Here is a 16,194-nt window from a genome sequence, read left to right as displayed (position 1 = left end):
CTGTGCAAAATTGTGAAGACAATAGACAATACTGCGCACAAGGTTTGCAAAAATGCACATGATGCGTTGGCCGCTGTGCATGTGCACCTGCACGCTTGACGAGAGCTTCCATGGACTGGGACAACCTGCGCTACTTTCTGGAATTGGCCCGTGCCGGCACCCTGGTGGGTGCGGCGCGCCGCCTCACCGTGGACCACACCACGGTGGCGCGCCGCATCCAGGCGCTGGAAAAGCAGGTCGGCTCGGCCCTGTTCGCCCGCGAGGCCGGCGGCCACCGGCTGACCGAGGCCGGCCGCGCGCTGCTGCCCCAGGTCGAGGCCATGGAAGCCGCCTTTCTGGCGGTGGAGAACGCCGCCCCCGGCGTGCGCCAGGGACTGCAGGGCCTGGTGCGCATCGGCACCACCGAGGGCTTTGGCAACCTGGTGCTGGCACCGCAGCTGGCGCATTTCGCGCTGCAGCACCCGGGCCTGGTGCTCGACCTGCTGGCCCTGCCGCGCCTGGTGCACCTGTCGCGGCGCGAGGCGGACATCGTGATCTCGCTGGAGCGCCCCGCGCGCGGCGCGGTGCTGGTGGTCAAGCTCACCGACTACGTGCTGCAGCTCTACGGCACGCGCGACTACCTGGCCCGCCATGCGCCCATCCGTACCGCGGACGACCTGCGCGGCCACAGCTTCATCAGCTATGTGGACGACCTGCTGTTCACCAAGGAGCTGCAGATCCTCGATGAGCTGCACCGCCCCGCACGCTTTGCGCTGCGCAGCACCAGCATCCTCGCGCAGTACGAGGCGGTGCGCGCAGGCGCCGGGCTGGCGGTGCTGCCGGCCTTCGTCGCCGCGCAGGATCCGGCCCTCACGCTCGTGCTGCCAGGCAAGGCGCGCTTCACGCGCACCTTCTGGATGTCCATGCCCGAGGAGAACAAGCATGTGGCGCGCATGCAGGCCACCTGGGCCTTTCTGCGCGAGACGGTGGCGGCCCAGCAAGGGCTGCTGCTGCCCGAGCCCGTGGACAACACGGCTGGCTGATAGGGCTATGGCGCGAGCAGCGCCCGGTGCACGGCATCCCAGGTGTCCGGATTCTGTGCGGCCAGCAGGCCCGGCCGCACGTCCACCGGGGTGTAGCCCGTTCCATCCAGACGCGCCACCTGCCCGCCGGCCTCGGTCAGGAACAGGGCGCCTGGTGCATGGTCCCAGGACTCGGCGCGCCAGAACAGCGCGAAGTGCTGCTGGCCCGCAGCGATGGCAGGGTACTCGTGGCCTGCACAGCGCAGCCCGGGCAGTACCTGGGCGATGCGCCCGGCGCGTGCCTCGGTGCGCGTGCGCAGGTCCTGCGGCAGAAACCGCGTGAAAACGGCACCGCGCAGGGCCTCTTCGCCGGGCGCTGCGTGGGAGGTGTGCGCACGCACGCCGTCGGTCCAGGCCCCGCTGCCGCGCTCTGCGGTATGCATCCGGTCCGCCAGCGGGTCCAGCATCCAGGCGGCCACGGTCTCGCCGCGCCGCACCAGGGCCACCATCACGGCAAAGCAGGACTGGCCCGCGACGAAATTGGCCGTGCCGTCGAGCGGGTCTACCAGCCACAGGTCGCCGTCGTGGGCAAGGCGCTCGCGCAACTGCGCCTGCGCGCTCACCGCTTCCTCGCCCAGTACCACCGACCCGGGCAACAGGGCCGTCAACCCGGCCGTGATCAATGCCTCTGCCTCCCGATCCGCCGCAGTCACCAGCTCGCCGGGGGACTTCTCCACGATGTCCTGCGCGCGCAGGGCCTGGTAGCGGGGCAGGATGGCCTGCGCCGCCGTCTGGCGCAGGAGTTCGGTGACTTGGTCGATCATGGGGCAGCAGCGGGGCGGGTGAAGCAGGGCAGGGCGATGCTACTACCCCCTGCGCCGGAATGCCTGGCGCGATAGGATCGGCCTCCATGACCTTGCCTGTGGCCCAAACGCCTACCCCGCCCCGCGTGCGCCCACGTGCCGCCGCCATCATCACGCGTCCCGGGCAGGTGCTGCTGCACCGCGCCGAAGGCGATGCGTTCTGGGCCCTGCCCGGCGGCGGCATCGAGCCTGGCGAGAGTGCCAGCGAGGCCCTGGTGCGCGAAATGCAGGAAGAACTCGGCCTGGCGGTGGTGCCCGGCGCGCTGGCTTGCGTGGTCGAGAACTTCTTTGTCTATGCCGGCGTGGCGTACCACGAGACCGGCTTGTACCTGCATGTGCACCCCGCGCCGCAGGGCCTGCTGGACCAGTCCGACGGCCCCTATGAAGGTGTGGAGGGCCGGCGCAGGCTGGAGTTCGCCTGGTTCGAGCGCGCCGAATTGGCGCGGCTCGATCTGCGCCCTCCCTTTCTGCGCGAAGCGCTGGCGCGCGACACCGCGCAGGTGCTGCACATCGTCTACCGCGACCCGCTGCCCCCAGGGGTGCTGCCGGCCCCTTCGCCATCCCCCTCGAAAGCCCCCGCATGAGCCCCAACGACCTGCAGGACTACCTGCACCAGCACATTCCCCTGTCCAGCGCGATGGCCGTGTCCGTGGTGGAGGCATCGCTCGAGCGCGTGGTGCTCAGCGCGCCGCTGGCACCCAACATCAACCACCGCGAGACCGTGTTCGGCGGCAGCGCATCGGCCGTGGCCATCCTGGCCGCGTGGTCCATGCTGCACATGAAGCTCTCGGCACAGAACCTGGGCAGCCGGCTGGTGATCCAGCGCAACACCATGGAGTACGGGCTGCCCATCGACGGGACGTTCACGGCCGTGGCCGAGGCGCCCACCGAGCAGGCCTGGCGCGCCTTCGTGCGCGTGTTCGAGCGCAAGGGCCTGGGCCGCATCGAGCAGGCGTCGGTGCTGATGTACCAGGGGCAGGCAGCCGGGCGGCTCACCGGCGAATTCGTGGCCTTCGGGCAGGGGTATCGGTAGTCCCGCTACCATGCGTCGACCAACTGCAAGGGAGACCACCATGGGACTGCTGGACGGCGTGATGGGCAATGCATCCAAGATCGATGCATCCAAGATTCAGGAAGAGTTCGCCCGCATCCTGATGCCGGGCGAGGTCGTGGAGCATGCCTACCAGCTGATTCGCGACTACTTCGTCTTCACCAACAAGCGCCTGGTCCTGGTGGACAAGCAGGGCATCACCGGCAGCAAGGTCGAATACCACTCGCTGCCTTACAAAAGCATCACCCACTTCAGCATCGAGACCGGTGGCACCTTCGACCTCGATGCCGAGCTCAAGATCTGGATCTCGGGCAGCGCCACGCCGTTCCAGAAGCAGTTCAACAAGAAGCTCAGCATCTACGACGTGCAGAGCGTGCTCGCCAGCTACGTGCTGAAGTAGGGGCATGGCCCGGAAAAGCGGCTGTGCAGCGCCGCTTTTCTGCCCATTGCAGGAGGCGCTTGCCGCATATGCTGGACCACCGGGCGATGGTCTGCCCTGGTGCTTTGCCGGAAAGCACCGGCAGCCAATCCCTGCACAGGAGTCCAGTGGCCATGTCCCCCCTCATTTCCGGCCTCGCGTCCGTCGCATCCTTTCTCTACAACGCCGCCTCGGGCAGCAAATCAGCGGCCTCTTCGCGCACCAGCCAGCCGGCTGCTGCCGAGCCATCGGCCGTGGTCACCCTGAGCAAGGAGGCCGAGGCCCTGACCGGCTTTGCCGGCAAGGGCATCCTGATGGCGTCGGGCAAGCTCGACGGCCCGCTGGGCACACACGCGGCTGCCGATGCGGGCACGGCGCTGACGGCATCGCAGGCAGACCGCGCGGTGTCCAAGAAGGATTTCCAGGAACTGCTCGCCAGCTTTGGCGCCAGCGATGCGCAAAAAGAGCAACTGGCCGCTGGCTTCGACGCCAACCAGGACGGCGCCATCTCGCGCGACGAATTCCTCAAGGGCATTGCCGCCACCTCGGGCACCAACGGCGGCAGCGAGCTGTCGCAGTCGCTGCTGCAACTGGTGGACCGCCATGGCAATGCCAACGGCGTGGTGAACCAGACCGAACTGGCACAGCTCACCACGGCGTTTGCCAACGCGCAGCTGCGCAAGGCGGCCTGACCGCCTGCACCCATCGGGCGCATCCAGAAAGCAAAAAAGCGTGGCCGTGCCACGCTTTTTGCTTTGGGCCTTCAGCAGGCCGCCGCAGGTTTATATCCTGCCCATGAGCAGCAGGATCACCAGGATCAGCACCACCAGACCGATGCCGCCGCTGGGTCCATAGCCCCACGAACGGCTGTGGCCCCAGGTGGGCAGCGCGCCGACGAGGATGAGGATCAGGACGATCAGGAGAATGAGGGAGAGCGACATGGCAGTTCCTTTTGTTGTGGTGACTGCATTGTTCGATCACCCCTTGCGCCGGATCGCAGGCGGCGGGCGCGCCCCCATGTCAGGCTTTTCCGACGCAGCGTGTGGGAGGTGCGGGCCCTGGCGTCAGTCGAGCGTGATCCCGGCCTTGGTGATCAACTGCTCGTACTGGACCGATTTGGCCGCAGCGTTGCGGCCGATGTCCTCCACCGACCAGGCCAGCGGCTCGAAGGCGAAGGTGTTGAAGCGCTCGCGCACTTCGGGGTCGGCCAGTGCGGTGAGCACGTCCGCGTGGATCTTGCGCCGCACGGCGGCGGGCACGCCCTTGGGGGCTACCAGTACCACGAAGGAGTTCACATCGAGCTGGGCCGGGCCGCCGGCCTCGGCCACGGTGGGCACGTCGGGCAACTGCGGGATGCGCCTGGGCGCTGCCACCGCCAGGTATTTGATCTTGCCCGCCTTGTAGACCCCCTGGCTTGACGGAATGCTGGCAAAGCTCCAGGCCACCTCGCCGGTGGCCACGTTGGTGTACAGCTGGCTCACCTCCTTGTAGGGCACATGGGTCATGCGCACGCCGGTGAGGGATTCGAGCCACTCGCCGCCCAGGTGGCCCGGGCTGCCCACGCCCCACGATCCATAGCTGAGCTCGCCGGACTTCGTCTTGGCGTCGTTCAGCAGGTCGGTCATGTTCTTCCAGGGCGACTGCGCCGGCACCGCCACCATGAACGGGGTGCGGAACAGCGGCGCCACCGGGTCGAAGGTCTTGAGGGTGTCGACGTTGCGCTTCTTGTACAGGTGCGGCACGGCGGCCAGATGCTCGCTGTCGAGCTGCAGCAGCGTGTACCCGTCGGCTGCGCCGCGCTTGGCAGCATCCATGGCGATGAAGCCGCCGCCGCCGGGGCGGTTGTCCACCGTCACGGTCTGCTTCCACTGGGTTGACAGCTTGTGCGCCACCAGCCGCAGCACGGCATCGGGCCCGCTGCCCACGGCAAAGGCGGTGTAGAGCGTGACCGGCTTGCTCGGAAAGTCGCTGCCCTGGGCATGGCTGGTGCCCGCAGCGCCCATCAACATGCCCGCGCAGGCAAGCGAAACGAGCAATGGGCGTCTGGTGGTCTGGTTCACGGGTGTCTCCTGGAGGTGTGATGGATCGTCTGATGGCTGATTGACAGTATGCTGATGAAAATCATAGGTCCGGTGAATGGCGGATGCGCTCGGTGAAAACCCTTGATGCGATTTTTACGGCAAAAGTGAGTAACGACAGCTTGCGTTCATGCCTTCCAGATTGCTACACTTATCATCAGCATACTGATTAAATGCAATCAAGAGGTGAGCAATGGAGCAGACAAATGAGCGCGCTGCGGGCCTTCCCGTGCTGGTGGCGGGCGGTGGCATTGGCGGGCTGGCAGCGGCCCTGGCCCTGGTGCGGCAGGGCTTTGCCGTGCAGGTGCTGGAGCAGTCGCCGGCCATCGGCGAGATCGGTGCCGGCATGCAGTTGGGCCCCAATGCCTTCCATGCCTTCGATGCCCTGGGCGTGGGCGAGCAGGCGCGCAACCGCTCGGTGTTCACCGACTGCATGGTGATGCACGATGCGCTGGACGAGTACCAGGTGGGCCGCATCCCCACGGGCGAGGCCTTCCGTGCCCGCTTCGGCAACCCCTATGCAGTAATCCACCGCGTGGATGCGCACAACTGCCTGCTGGAGGGCGCGCTGGCCACCGGGCGCGTCACCTTTCAGACGCACACGCGCATCGAGCGCGTCGAGCAGGACGCCAGCGGCGTCACCGCCTTCGACCAGCAGGGCAAGGCCTGGCGCGGGGTGGCACTGATCGGTGCCGACGGCGTGAAGTCCGTGGTGCGCCAGCAGTACGTGGGCGACCCGGCCCGCGTGACCGGCCACGTGGTCTACCGCGCCGTGGTGGAGCGCGAAGAGTTCCCCGAGGACCTGCGCTGGAATGCCGCCAGCATCTGGGTGGGGCCGCACTGCCACCTGGTGCACTACCCGCTGCGCGGCGGCGAGCAGTACAACGTGGTCGTCACCTTCCACAGCCGCCAGACGGAGGAGTGGGGGGTGACCGAAGGCAGCCGCGAGGAGGTGCAGAGCTACTTCCAGGACATCTGCCCCCGAGCCCGCCAACTGATCGACCTGCCCAAGAGCTGGAAGCGCTGGGCCACCGCCGACCGCGAGCCCATCGCCCGCTGGACGCATGGCCGCACCACGCTGCTGGGCGACGCGGCCCACCCCACCACGCAGTACATGGCCCAGGGCGCCTGCATGGCGCTGGAGGACGCGGTGACCCTGGGCGAGGCCCTGCGCGTGCACGGCAACGACTGGGACGCTGCGCTCGATCGGTACCAGCGCTCGCGCGTGGCGCGCACCGCGCGCATCGTGCTCTCCGGCCGCGAGATGGGGCGCATCTACCACGCCCAGGGCGTGGAGCGCCTGGTGCGCAACGACCTGTGGCGCGGGCGCAGCCCCGAGCGCTTCTACGACGCCATGGAGTGGCTGTACGGCTGGAACGTAGCCAGCTGCCTGGCAGCGCACTGAATCACAAGGAGACAACACACATGCAAGAACTTGGACGCCTCGAAGACCTGCCCCAGGACTACCGCGAAGAACTCGCGCAATCGAACCTCGTGCCCCTGTGGCCCAGCCTGCGCGCCATGCTGCCGCCCGGCACGCCGCGGCCGCGCACCGTGGCCACGCACTGGCCCTATGCCACCCTGCGGCCGCTGCTGATGCGGGCCGGCGAGCTCACGCCCATCGAGAAGGCCGAGCGCCGGGTGCTGGTGCTGGCCAACCCCGGCCACGGGCCGGACAGCATGCAGGCCAGCGCCGCCATGTACCTGGGCATGCAGCTGCTGCTGCCCGGCGAGTGGGCGCCCGCGCACCGCCACACACCGAATGCCGTGCGCATGGTGGTGGAAGGCGAGGGCGCCTGCACCACGGTGGACGGCGAGCGCTGCCCCATGGAGCGCGGCGACCTGATCCTTACGCCCACCGGCCTGTGGCATGAGCACGCCCACGAGGGCACCGCGCCCGTGGTCTGGCTCGACGTGCTGGACCTGCCGCTCGTGCACTACCTGGAGGCCTCATACCACGTGGATGGGCCGCGCCAGGCCATCACCCAGGCGGCGGGCGACCGCGCCGATGCGCGCGGCGGCATCGTGCCCACGACCGTGTTCGGGCGCACGCAGCGCGCCTACCCGATGTTGCGCTATCCCTGGGCCCAGGCGCGTGCCGCCCTGCAATCGCTGGCGGCCGACCAGCCCGCGCTCGCGTCGGTGCAGATCACCTACGTGAACCCCGAGACCGGCGCCGATGCCGAGAACATCCTCGGCTTCTACGCGCAGATGCTGCGCCCGGGGCAGGTGCTGCGGCTGCCTGCGCGCTCGCCGGCCATGGTGTTCCACCTGATCGAGGGCATGGCCGACGTGCAGGTGCAGGAGCAGCGCTTTGCGCTGGCCGAGGCAGACACCTGCTGCGCCCCCGGCTACACGGCCGTCACGCTGGCCAACCGCTCGGCCGACCAGCCGGCCTTTTTCTTCATCGCCGACGAAAGCCCGCTGCACCGCAAGCTGGGCGTGTTCGAGAACCGTGGCTGATCGCTGCGCCATTCCTTTTGTCTTTTTGAAAGCCCTGCATGTCCACCACCTACCTCTGGACCCCTCCCGCCACCGTATCCCTGCCCGTGCGCGGCCAGGCCGCGCGCCTGCCCGTGAACCGCTTGTTCTTCGTGGGCCGCAACTACCACGCCCACGCGGTCGAGATGGGCCGCCCCGTGGACAAGTCGCAGGAGCGGCCGTTCTACTTCACCAAGTCGCCGTCCACGGTGGTCGAATCCGGCGCCACCGTGGCCTATCCGCCGGGCACCGAGAGCTACCACTACGAGATGGAACTGGTGGTAGCCATCGGGACGGCGGGCTTTCGCATTGCGCCGGAGCAGGCGCACACCCACATCTACGGCTATGCCTGCGGGCTGGACATGACGCGGCGCGACCTGCAGCTCGTGGCGCGCGACAAGGGCCGACCGTGGGACCTGGGCAAGGATGTGGAGCAGTCCTCCATCGCCTCCGAGGTCGTGCCCCTGCCCGGCGTGGTGATCGAGCGTGGGGCCATTGCGCTCAGCGTCAACGGCCAGGTGCGCCAGCAGTCCGACGTCGACCAGCTCATCTGGAACATCCGCGAGCTCCTTGCCGACCTGTCGCAGTTCTACCACCTGCAGCCGGGCGATCTGGTCTACACCGGCACGCCCGAGGGTGTCGGCGCGGTCGTGCCGGGCGACCGCATCGAGGGCCATGTCGAGGGCGTGGGCTCCATCACGCTGGCCGTGGGCCCCGCGGAATGAGCGGCGCTGCCGGCATGAAGCTGCACCACTTCTTTCGCAGCGGCACCTCGCACCGGCTGCGCATCGCGCTGCACCTCAAGGGCCTCGAAGTCGAACACATTCCCGTGGACCTGCGCCAGGAAGAGCACCTGGGTGACGCTTACCGCGCCATCAACCCGCAGAGGCTGGTGCCCGCGCTGCAGCATGACGGGCAGACTTTCATCCAGTCGCCCGCCATCATCGAATGGCTGGAGGAGCGCTACCCCGAGCCGCCGCTGCTGCCGGCGGGCGCCGATGCCCGCGCCCACGTGCGCGCCCTGGCCGCACTGGTAGGCTGCGATATCCACCCGGTCAACAACCGCCGCATCCTGGAGTATTTGCGCCACCAATTGGGCTGCGACGAGGTAGCGGTGAATGCTTGGTGCGCCACCTGGATAGGCGCGGGCTTCGACGCCTATGAGGCGCTGCTGGCGCGCGATACCGGGCGCGGCGCCTTCAGCTTCGGGCATGCGCCCACGCTGGCCGATGTGTACCTGTTGCCCCAGGTCGAAAGCGCGCGCCGCTTCCAGGTCGATCTGGCGCGCTGGCCGCTCATCAGCGCGGTAGACGCGGCCTGCGCTGCCTTGCCTGCCTTCCGGCTCGCAGCGCCTGCGGCCCAGGCGGGCGCGTGAGTGCCCGGCCCGGCAGCGGCTTCCGATAGACTGCGGCCTCACGGATTGCCGCTGCCTGCTGTCCACCACCGCCCGCCTGCTCGCTTGTCTGCCCATGTCCTCATCCCATTCCCCAGCGCTTGAAGAACTGCCCGGCCACTACATCCGCCGGTTGCAGCAGATCGCGGTGGCCATCTTCCTCGAAGAGACGCAGGAGGTGGGCATCACCCCCGTGCAGTTCGCCGCGCTGGCGGCCGTGCAGCGCGAACCGGGCCTGGACCAGCGCCGGCTGGCTGGCCGCATCGGCTTTGACACCTCGACCATCGGCAGCGTGATCGACCGGCTCGAGGCGCGCGGCTGGATGGTGCGCAACAGCAGCCCGGGCGACCGGCGTGTGCGCCTGCTGATGCTCACGCCCGACGGCGAAGACCTGCTGCGCCAGGTGGAGCCCGGTATGCGCCGCGCCCAGAAGCGCATGCTGGCCCCCCTGCCGCCCGAGCAGGGCGAGCTCTTCATGGCCATGCTCAAGACCCTGGTCAACGCCAACAACGTGCTCAGCCGGGCGCCCAGCGTCACCAGCACGCCCGAGCTGCCCGCCTCGCGCACCCGAGCCAAGGCCAGCAAGGGCTGACCAGGAATGAAAAAGGTGGCGAGCCCGAGGGCTGCGCCACCTTGTCATGCATGCGGTCCGGAGTCCCGGTGTCAGTGGGCCCCTGCGGCGTCGGCCGAGGCGGCGCCCCCTTGCGATGGCCGCTTGGTCAGCCAGATCAGCCCGATCAGCAGCACGAACAGGCCGGCCGATCCGAGGAAGATGTCGTCTGCCGCGCGGGTGAAGGCCTGCTGGTCTATCAGCCGGTTCACCTGCGCCAGTGCCTGCAACTGCGTCATGCCAGACGCCATCAGGTTGTCCAGCGTGGCGCCGAACACGCCCTGGCCCTGGATCAGGCCCTCGGTCAGGTGGGCGTGGTGCATGGCGGCCCGGCTCTCCCACAGCGTGGTGGCGATGGACGTGCCCATCGCCCCGGCGGTGATGCGCACGAAGTTGCTCAGGCCCGCAGCGGCCGGGATGCGTTCGGGCGGCAGGCCCGACAGCGTCAGCGTGGTCAGCGGGATGAAGAAGAACGCCATGGCCGCGCCCTGCAGCAGGGTGGGGATCAGGATGTGCACGAAGTCGGTCTGCACGGTGAACTGCGAGCGCATCCACAGCACGATGCCGAACACGATGAACGCGCCCGTCGCCATGCGCCGCGGATCCCACTGGCCCACCTTCTTGCCCACCAGCGGCGTGAGCAGGATGGCGAAGACGCCCACCGGCGCCAGCGCCATGCCGGCCGAGGTGGCGGTGTAGCCCATCCACTGCTGCAGCCACAAGGGCAGCAGCACCACGTTGCCGAAGAACAGCGCGTAGGCCACCGACAGTGCCAGCGCACCGAAGGTGAAGTTGCGGCCCTTGAAGAGCTTGAGGTCCACCACCGGGTGCTTGTCGGTGAGCTCCCAGACCAGGAACACCGCGAACGCCACCACGGCCACCACCGCCATCAGGATGATCTCGTTGGAGGCGAACCAGTCGAGCTCCTTGCCCTTGTCGAGCATGAGCTGCAGCGCGCCCACCCACAGCACCAGCAGGGACAGGCCCACGGTGTCGATAGGCAGCTTGCGGATCGGCGTTTCGCGCTTGCGGTAGATGCCCCAGGTCAGCAGGCCGGCCAGCAGCCCCACCGGCACGTTGATGTAGAAGATCCACGGCCAGGAGATGTTGTCGGTGATCCACCCGCCCAAGAGCGGCCCCACCACGGGCGCGACCAGCGTGGTCACGCCCCAAAGGGCCAGCGCAGTGCCCGCCAGGGCGCGCGGGTAGCTGGCCAGCAGCAGGGTCTGCGACAGCGGGATCATGGGCCCGGCGACCAGGCCCTGCAGCACGCGGAAGAAGACCAGCATCTCCAGCGACGAGGCAAAGCCGCACAGCCAGGAGGTCAGCACAAACAGCAGCACGCTCATGGTGAACAGCCGCACCGCGCCAAAGCGCTGCGTGAGCCAGCCCGTGAGCGGCACCGAGATGGCGTTGGCCACGCCGAAGCTGGTGATGACCCAGGTGCCCTGGCCCGGGCTCACGCCCAGGTCGCCGGCAATGGCGGGGATGGAGACGTTGGCGATGGACGAATCGAGCACGTTCATGAACGTGGCCAGCGACAGCGACAGCGTGCCCAGCAGCAGGGCCGTGCCCTGCAGCGGTGGATACGCCGCAGGCGGCCCGGGCGGGGCGGCTGGCGGCGTCGTCACAGCAGGCGGCGCCGAGGCGCCGGCCTGGTCTGCGGTGGGGTTGGCGGCAGTCATGCGGACTCCGGCTTACTGCACCACAGGGGCACGCACGGGCGCCGAAGCGTGGTTCTGTGCCTGCGCTGCGCTGCTGGCCTGTGCCTGGGTCACCTTGGGTGAGGCCACGGCCACGGCCTTGCGGCCCAGGTTGGCGGCGATGATGTTTGCCACCTCGTCGTCAGCGGCCTTGAACTGCTCGTCGAACACGGCGGTGGCGGCCACGGGCGTCGTGCGCTGCGTGTCCGACAGGGTCTTGCCGCTCTGGTCGGCGGTGTCCACCTTCACGTCCATCGACAGGCCCACGCGCAAGGCGTGTTCACTGACTTCCTTGGGGTCCAGCGCAATGCGCACGGGCACGCGCTGCACCACCTTGATCCAGTTGCCTGTGGCGTTCTGCGCGGGCAGCAGGGCAAACGCGGCGCCGGTGCCGGCACCCAGGCCCGTGACCTTGCCGTGGTAGACCACCTTGGTGCCGTACACGTCGGCCACCAGTTCGGCCGGCTGGCCGATGCGCAGGTTCTGCAGCTGGCTTTCCTTGAAGTTGGCGTCCACCCACAGGTCGTTCAGTGCCACCAGCGTCATCAGCGGGGCGCCGGCCTGCACACGCTGGCCCACCTGCACGCCGCGCTTGGCGACATGGCCGTCGAGCGGTGCGAGCAACTGGGCGCGCTGCACGGCCAGGTAGGCCTCGCGCACGCGGGCCGAGGCACGCTGCACGTTGGGGTGCTGCTCGATGGAGGTGCCTTCGGTCTGCGTCTGGCTGGCGGCCAGTTGCTCCTGCGCGGCCACCACGGCGGCCTGGGCCGCTGCCACCGTGCTCTTGGCAGAGGTCACCTGGGCATTGGCGTGCTGGAACTCTTCCTTGCCCACGGCGCCGCTGGCCATCAGCGGGGCCCGGCGGGCCACGTCGTCCTGCAGGCGCGCGGCTTCGGCCTGGGCGCGGGCCAGGTCGGCGCTGCGCAGGCTGACCTGGGCTTTCAGGGTGGAGTTGTTGGCGAACAGGGTACGCACTTCGCGCACCGTCTGCGCCAGTTGGGCCTCGGCCTGTTCCAGCGCGACGCGGGCGTCGGCTGGGTCGAGCTTGACCAGCAACTGGCCGGCCTTCACGTAGTCGGTGTCGTCCGCACCGATGGAGACCACGGTGCCACCGACCTGCGGCGTGATCTGCACCACGTTGCCCGCTACGTAGGCGTTGTCGGTGGTCTCCATGTGGCGGCCATTGGCCCAGTGCCAGGCGCCCCAGCCGATGGCGGCAATGGCCACGGCGGCGGCGATCAGGGTCAGTCCGCGGCGGCGCGCGGGGTTGGTGGCTTCTTTGTTGGAGGCAAGTGGTTCGCTCATGGCAAGGGTCCTTCGGGAATGTGCTGTTGTGTGTGGTTTTTTATGCGTCGTATCGGGGTGCTGGTGCTCAGCGGGCCGCGGTCTGTAGCGTGGCCGTGTCGTCCGTCCAGCCGCCGCCCAGGGCCTTCATCAGCTGCAGGCGGGTGTCGAGCTGGCGCGCGCGCAGGTCCACGGCCAGGCGGCGCTGGGCCAGCACCTGGCTTTCTGTGGAGAGCACCACCAGGTAGTTGCCCAGGCCCGCGCGGTAGCGCTCCTGTGCGAAGCGGTAGGCCTTTTCGGCGCTGGCGGCGGCCTCGTCCTGCAGCGCCTGCTGGCGCGTGAGCGACTGCACGGAAGCCATGGCGTCGCCGGCTTCCTTCACGGCGTCGAGCACCATGCCGTTGTACTGAGCGATGGCAGCGTCGAGCTCGGCCTGGCGGCCGCCCAGTTGGGCGCGCAGCCGGCCACCGTCGAAGATCGGCAGGCGCAGCGCGGGCGTCACGCCCATCTGGCGCGAGCCTGCGTTGAACAGATTGTCCAGCCCCAGCGAGTTCAGGCCGATGAAGGCGGCGATGTTGATGTTGGGGTAGAACTCCGTGCGCGCGACCTTCACGCCCTGGGTGGCGGCTTCCACACGCCAGCGCGCAGCCACCACGTCGGGGCGGCGGCCCAGCAGGTCGGCACCCAGTGCGTCGGGCACGGCCGTGGGCTGCAGGGCGGCCAGTTGCGGGGTCAGCGAAGTCAGCGCATCGGGCGCCTGGCCGCTGAGCACGGCGACCTGGCGGCGCGCCAGGGTGATCTGCTCTTCCAGCGCCTCGATCTGGGTGCGCGCATCGGGCACGGCGGCCTGGGCCTGCGTCAGCTCGACCTGGCTATCGAGGCCTGCGGCCACGCGGTCGTTGGTCAGGCGGCGCTGCTCTTCACGCTGCGCAAGGGCCCGCACGGCCACCTCGCGCTGCGACACCAGGCGGGCCAGGGCCACATAGCTGCGGCCCACTTGGGCGGCCAGGGTGTTGGCGGCAGCGGCGGCATCGGCCTGGGCGGCGCGGGCCTGGCCCAGGGCCGCTTCCAGCTCGGCCGCGTGCTGGCCAAAGAAGTCGGGCGACCAGCTGAAGCTGGCCTGCACCGTGCCGCTGTTGTAGGTGTTGCCGGCCACCGGGGCGGGCACCAGGCCGTGGGCCGTGTAGCGCTGGCGCGTGGCGTCCACGCCCAGGTTCACCTGCGGGCCGTTGGCGGCTTCGCGCACCTGGCTCAGCGCCACGGCCTGTTCCAGCCGGGCGCGGCTCACGGCCAGGCTGGGGCTGCCCTGCAGGGCCTTGTCGACCAGGGCGTTGAGCTCTGCGTCACCGAGGGTGGTCCACCATTGCGACGGGGCGCCAGACTCGGTGGCCGCTGCGTTCAGGCCCAGTGCGGCCGGCGTGGTCTGTGCCAGTGGCGTATGGGCTGCGCCGGGGCTGGCGCAGCCGACCAGGAAGAGGGCGGCCGCCAGCGCGACGGCCGACACGGCGAAATGGGCCGCCATGGCGGCACGGGTGGACAGGGGGGTGGTGGATGAGGACATGTCTGCTATCTCTTGGGGGGATACGGGGGCGGGGCGGCCGGGTCAGGCGGCCGGTGGCTGCTGTTGTTGTTCCTGGCGCACGGCATCGCCGTTGGCCAGCATGCGGCGCAGCATGCTGAGCAGCAGTTGCCATTCATCGCGGGTGAAACCGCGCAGGTGGTTGTTGAGCACTTCGGCGAGCACAGGGGGCACCTTGGCGGCGACGGCCTCGCCTTCGGGCGTGAGCACCACGTGCACCACGCGCCGGTCGGTGGTCGAGCGTTCGCGCAGCACCAGGCCCTTGGCTTCCAGGCGGTCCAGCGTGCGCGTCATGGAGGCCGCATCCGTCTCCAGTTCCCGGGCCATCACGGCCACCGTGGCCGCGGCCCGGCCCGTCATGGCCTGGCATTTGGAGATCTTGAACAGCGGCAGCCACTGCGCGAAGGTGAGGTCGTGGGTGGACAGCTGCGCGTCCGCCTGCGTGCGGATGGACGACATCACCTTGCGCATCAGGTAGCCCACGCTTTCCTCGGCAGGGCTGTGGCTCTTGCCGTAGAAAGGGGTGGACGAAGCGGGTGCGGAGCTGGTTGTCATGGGATAGGAATTTAATTGACTAGACAATGATTGTCATTGCAATCAATTAATTCCCGAGCTGTAACTAGGGGTTATTACCAGTGTCGCTGGGGGTTGTCGGCGTGGCTTCGCGAGGGCGGGTGCACTGCCCGATATAGTGGGCGGGCCATGTCGGCAGTCCTGCGGGTATCCCCGAATCGTTCATGACCATCCCTGCTTCCCCTATTGCGCCTGCGGACCCTTCTTCGTTGTTGCGCATCGCCGTCATGGGCGCCGGGGCGGTGGGCTGCTACTACGGCGCGCTGCTGTCCCGCGCCGGCCACCCGGTGACCCTCATCGGCCGTGAGGCCCATGTGGCGGCCGTGCAGCAGCGGGGCCTGCGGCTGCAGACCGCAGTGCTCGACGTGCAGGTGCCCATGCAGGCCAGCACCGAGGCCAGTGCCGTGCAGGGGGCCAACGTGGTGCTGTTCTGCGTCAAATCCTCGGATTCCGAAGACGCGGCGCGCCAGATCCGCCCCCTCCTCGCGCCCGGTGCGCTGGTGCTCACGCTGCAGAACGGGGCGGACAACGACGAGCGCGTGCGCGCCGTGCTGGACGCCAGCACACCCGTGGCGGCTGCCGTGGTCTACGTGGCCACCGCCATGGCCGGGCCCGGGCATGTGCAGCACCATGGCCGGGGTGAGCTGGTGATTGCGCCCTCGCCGCGCAGCGAGGCGGTGGCGGCACAGTTCGCCGCCGCCGGCATTCCCACGCAGATCTCGGACAACGTGCGCGGCGCGCTGTGGGCCAAGCTGGTGCTCAACTGCGCCTACAACGCGCTGTCGGCCCTGGCGCAGCAGCCCTATGGCCCTCTGGTGCAGGTGCCTGGTGTGACGGACGTGATCGCGGACACCGTGGCCGAATGCCTGGCCGTCGCGCAGGCCGATGGTGTCACCATTCCCGGCGACATACAGGCGGCCGTGCGCGGCATCGCGGCCACCATGCCGGGCCAGTATTCGTCCACCGCGCAGGACCTGGCGCGCGGCAAGCCCAGCGAGATCGACCACCTCAACGGCTATGTGGTGCGCCGTGGCGCGGCGCTGGGCGTGCCCACGCCGCTGAACCGGGCGCTGCAGGTGCTGGTGAAGCTGGCGGAAGGGCGGGGTGGTTCTGGATCGGCTTTCGGTGGTGGTTGACGCTTGCCTGTGCTGAGTGCGGGA

Annotated in this window: 18 protein-coding genes; 11 read left to right on the top strand and 7 right to left on the bottom strand. The window is 68.9% G+C overall.

The features are described 5' to 3' along the window. Window positions 1-110 precede the first annotated feature (110 nt). Window positions 111-1,022: a LysR family transcriptional regulator gene (locus ASE31_RS21080; protein ID WP_057203740.1), complete on the top strand. Its 912-nt coding sequence runs from the start codon at window positions 111-113 to the stop codon at window positions 1,020-1,022. A gap of 5 nt (window positions 1,023-1,027) precedes the next feature. On the opposite strand, the gene ASE31_RS21075 is transcribed toward ASE31_RS21080, so the two are convergent. After that, window positions 1,028-1,825 carry an inositol monophosphatase family protein gene (locus ASE31_RS21075; protein WP_057203739.1) on the bottom strand — a complete coding sequence of 266 codons (798 nt, stop codon included), beginning with the start codon at window positions 1,823-1,825 and terminating at the stop codon, window positions 1,028-1,030. A gap of 86 nt (window positions 1,826-1,911) precedes the next feature. Between ASE31_RS21075 and ASE31_RS21070 the strand changes: the two genes are divergently transcribed. The 4 genes from ASE31_RS21070 (at window position 1,912) to ASE31_RS21055 (ending at window position 4,025) form a co-directional block, all read left to right on the top strand. Then, window positions 1,912-2,448: an NUDIX hydrolase gene (locus ASE31_RS21070; protein WP_057203738.1), complete on the top strand. Its 537-nt coding sequence runs from the start codon at window positions 1,912-1,914 to the stop codon at window positions 2,446-2,448. Then, the gene (locus ASE31_RS21065; protein WP_057203737.1) at window positions 2,445-2,897 is read left to right on the top strand and encodes a YiiD C-terminal domain-containing protein; all 453 of its coding nucleotides are present in this window, start codon (window positions 2,445-2,447) and stop codon (window positions 2,895-2,897) included. Before ASE31_RS21070 ends, ASE31_RS21065 begins: the two co-directional genes overlap by 4 nt. A gap of 40 nt (window positions 2,898-2,937) precedes the next feature. After that, window positions 2,938-3,315, top strand: coding sequence for a PH domain-containing protein (locus ASE31_RS21060; RefSeq protein ID WP_057203736.1), 378 nt, complete (start codon window positions 2,938-2,940; stop codon window positions 3,313-3,315). Window positions 3,316-3,467: 152 nt separating this feature from the next. Further along, the gene (locus ASE31_RS21055) at window positions 3,468-4,025 is read left to right on the top strand and encodes a hypothetical protein (RefSeq protein ID WP_057203735.1); all 558 of its coding nucleotides are present in this window, start codon (window positions 3,468-3,470) and stop codon (window positions 4,023-4,025) included. Window positions 4,026-4,115: 90 nt separating this feature from the next. Here ASE31_RS21055 and ASE31_RS31195 read toward each other — a convergent pair whose 3' ends face one another. Both ASE31_RS31195 and ASE31_RS21050 read right to left on the bottom strand, forming a co-directional pair. Continuing rightward, on the bottom strand, window positions 4,116-4,274 hold the full coding sequence (locus ASE31_RS31195) for a DUF3309 family protein (protein WP_007856361.1): 159 nt from the start codon (window positions 4,272-4,274) through the stop codon (window positions 4,116-4,118). 123 nt (window positions 4,275-4,397) lie between these two features. Then, a complete protein-coding gene (locus tag ASE31_RS21050; RefSeq protein ID WP_082604295.1) occupies window positions 4,398-5,342 on the bottom strand; it encodes a tripartite tricarboxylate transporter substrate binding protein in 945 nt (314 codons plus the stop codon). A 262-nt stretch (window positions 5,343-5,604) separates the two neighbouring features. Between ASE31_RS21050 and ASE31_RS21045 the strand changes: the two genes are divergently transcribed. The 5 genes from ASE31_RS21045 to ASE31_RS21025 all read left to right on the top strand — a co-directional run bounded on the left by ASE31_RS21045 (window position 5,605) and on the right by ASE31_RS21025 (window position 9,877). Continuing rightward, window positions 5,605-6,816: a 3-hydroxybenzoate 6-monooxygenase gene (locus ASE31_RS21045; protein ID WP_057203734.1), complete on the top strand. Its 1,212-nt coding sequence runs from the start codon at window positions 5,605-5,607 to the stop codon at window positions 6,814-6,816. A gap of 20 nt (window positions 6,817-6,836) precedes the next feature. Then, the gene (locus tag ASE31_RS21040; RefSeq protein ID WP_057203733.1) at window positions 6,837-7,874 is read left to right on the top strand and encodes a cupin domain-containing protein; all 1,038 of its coding nucleotides are present in this window, start codon (window positions 6,837-6,839) and stop codon (window positions 7,872-7,874) included. A gap of 38 nt (window positions 7,875-7,912) precedes the next feature. Then, window positions 7,913-8,617 (top strand): fumarylacetoacetate hydrolase family protein, encoded by a 705-nt coding sequence (locus tag ASE31_RS21035; protein ID WP_057203732.1) that lies wholly within the window; start codon window positions 7,913-7,915, stop codon window positions 8,615-8,617. Between the two features lie 14 nt (window positions 8,618-8,631). Then, window positions 8,632-9,267, top strand: a complete 636-nt coding sequence (gene maiA / locus ASE31_RS21030) for a maleylacetoacetate isomerase (protein ID WP_057203863.1) — start codon at window positions 8,632-8,634, stop codon at window positions 9,265-9,267. 94 nt (window positions 9,268-9,361) lie between these two features. Then, window positions 9,362-9,877, top strand: coding sequence for a MarR family winged helix-turn-helix transcriptional regulator (locus ASE31_RS21025; protein ID WP_057203731.1), 516 nt, complete (start codon window positions 9,362-9,364; stop codon window positions 9,875-9,877). A gap of 71 nt (window positions 9,878-9,948) precedes the next feature. Here the strand turns inward: ASE31_RS21025 and ASE31_RS21020 are convergent, their stop codons facing one another. The 4 genes from ASE31_RS21020 to ASE31_RS21005 form a co-directional block, all read right to left on the bottom strand. Further along, window positions 9,949-11,580, bottom strand: a complete 1,632-nt coding sequence (locus tag ASE31_RS21020) for a DHA2 family efflux MFS transporter permease subunit (RefSeq protein ID WP_255357698.1) — start codon at window positions 11,578-11,580, stop codon at window positions 9,949-9,951. A gap of 12 nt (window positions 11,581-11,592) precedes the next feature. Further along, window positions 11,593-12,903: an HlyD family efflux transporter periplasmic adaptor subunit gene (locus ASE31_RS21015; protein ID WP_057203730.1), complete on the bottom strand. Its 1,311-nt coding sequence runs from the start codon at window positions 12,901-12,903 to the stop codon at window positions 11,593-11,595. A gap of 67 nt (window positions 12,904-12,970) precedes the next feature. After that, entirely contained in the window at window positions 12,971-14,443 is a 1,473-nt protein-coding gene (locus ASE31_RS21010; protein ID WP_057203729.1) for an efflux transporter outer membrane subunit, read from the bottom strand. Between the two features lie 42 nt (window positions 14,444-14,485). Then, complete coding sequence (locus ASE31_RS21005) at window positions 14,486-15,016, bottom strand: MarR family winged helix-turn-helix transcriptional regulator (protein WP_057203728.1); 531 nt, start codon at window positions 15,014-15,016, stop codon at window positions 14,486-14,488. A gap of 182 nt (window positions 15,017-15,198) precedes the next feature. On the opposite strand from ASE31_RS21005, the gene ASE31_RS21000 reads away from it, so the two are divergent. Next, complete coding sequence (locus ASE31_RS21000) at window positions 15,199-16,170, top strand: ketopantoate reductase family protein (protein WP_057203727.1); 972 nt, start codon at window positions 15,199-15,201, stop codon at window positions 16,168-16,170. Window positions 16,171-16,194: the final 24 nt, after the last annotated feature.

Source organism: Acidovorax sp. Root217 (assembly GCF_001428645.1).
Taxonomy (GTDB): Bacteria; Pseudomonadota; Gammaproteobacteria; order Burkholderiales; family Burkholderiaceae_C; genus Acidovorax.
Note: the sequence above shows the minus strand (reverse complement) of the source record. Positions and strands in the feature narration are given on the sequence as shown.